Origin of the sequence: Brevundimonas sp. (assembly GCF_032107865.1) — a bacterium.
In the GTDB taxonomy this organism is placed as follows: domain Bacteria; phylum Pseudomonadota; class Alphaproteobacteria; order Caulobacterales; family Caulobacteraceae; genus Brevundimonas.
Genome location: NZ_DAMCNG010000372.1, coordinates 1 through 1433, shown reverse-complemented (window position 1 = coordinate 1433; position 1433 = coordinate 1). Strand labels below are relative to the sequence as shown.

The following is a 1433-nucleotide window of genomic DNA, read 5'->3' as shown; positions in this document are numbered from 1 at the left end:
ATTCTGAAGGGACCGGACGGCCAGCCGACGGGCCTGCTGATCGACGCCTCGGGCGATCTGATCGCGGGTCTGGCGCCTCAGGCCGACGCAGCGGCGACGCGCGCGGCCTACCGCGCAGGCTTCGACGTCTACGCCCGCTACGGCTGGACCGGCATCCACTTCATGAGCGCGCCGTGGAAGGACGTGCCCCTGCTGGAGCAGATGGCGCGCGACGGCGAGGCCACGGCCCGCGTCTATAACAACATCGACATGGGCGACGCGCGCGCCCTGATGGCGGGCGGTCCGCGCGACGCGGGCGACGGCCTGGTCATCACGCGGGCGATCAAATTCTACGCCGACGGCGCCCTGGGTTCGCGCGGGGCCAAGCTGTTCGAACCCTATTCGGATCGTCCGGACACCACCGGCCTGATGCGGACTTCGCACGACGAGGTCATGCCGCTCTATCAGGAGGCGCTGCGCACCGGCATCCAGATCGCCACCCACGCCATCGGCGACCAGGGCAACCACGATGTCGCCGCCTGGTATGAGGAAGCCCTGCGGTCTGTGCCGAAGTCGGAATGGAAGCTGGCGGATCCGCGCTGGCGCATCGAGCACGCCCAGATCATTCGGCCCAGGGACTATCACTACTTCGACGAGCTGCCGATCATCGCCTCCATGCAGCCCAGCCACGCCATCGGCGACCTGCATTTCGCCGCCGACCGTCTGGGCGACGCGCGGCTGGACGGCGCCTACGCCTGGCATACGCTGGTGGATCGCGGGGTGATCGTGGTCGGCGGCTCGGACGCGCCGGTCGAGCGCGGCGATCCGCTGATCGAGTTCTACGCCGCCGTGGCGCGTCGCGACCTGAGCGGCTTCCAAGGGCCGGACTGGCGCCCCGATGAGGCCGTGGATCGGGCGACAGCGTTGAAGATGTTCACCCTGTGGCCCGCCTACGCCTCTTTCCGCGAGAATGAGCTGGGCACCATCGCGGTGGGCAAGCGCGGCGACTTCACCGCCTTCGACATCGACCTGATGACCGTGCCCGCCGCCGACATCCCCAAGGGCCGGGCCGTGCTGACAGTCGTGGGCGGGCGCATCGTCCACCGCGCCGACTGAGGGGCCGACTGATCGGGCGGAATCCCGCCCCTTCTCGTTGCGAGGCAGGGCCGCTTCGGTTAAGCCCCGCCCATGAGATTTTCGCCTCCGGCCGTCCCTTGCGGCCGGGGCTTGGCGTTGGAGCGTCTGAGATGGCTGATTTCGCCCCCGGTCTGGTCACCGTGTTCGGAGGCTCGGGCTTCATCGGAACCCAGGTGGTGCGCGCCCTGGCCCGTCGCGGCTGGCGCGTGCGCGTCGCCGCGCGCAACGCCAAGAGCGCGCCCGTGCTGCACATGGCCGGCGACGTCGGCCAGGTTCAGGTCGTGCGCTGCGACATCACCGACAAGGCCGCGGTTGCG

At 69.8% G+C, this 1433-nt stretch carries 2 protein-coding genes; both read left to right on the top strand.

All coding sequences use genetic code 11. The features are described 5' to 3' along the window. On the top strand, nt 1-1095 hold a 1095-nt coding region (locus RT567_RS16820), incomplete at its 5' end, for an amidohydrolase family protein (RefSeq protein ID WP_313577334.1). A 131-nt stretch (nt 1096-1226) separates the two neighbouring features. Beyond that, on the top strand, nt 1227-1433 hold a 207-nt coding region (locus RT567_RS16815), incomplete at its 3' end, for an SDR family NAD(P)-dependent oxidoreductase (protein WP_313577333.1).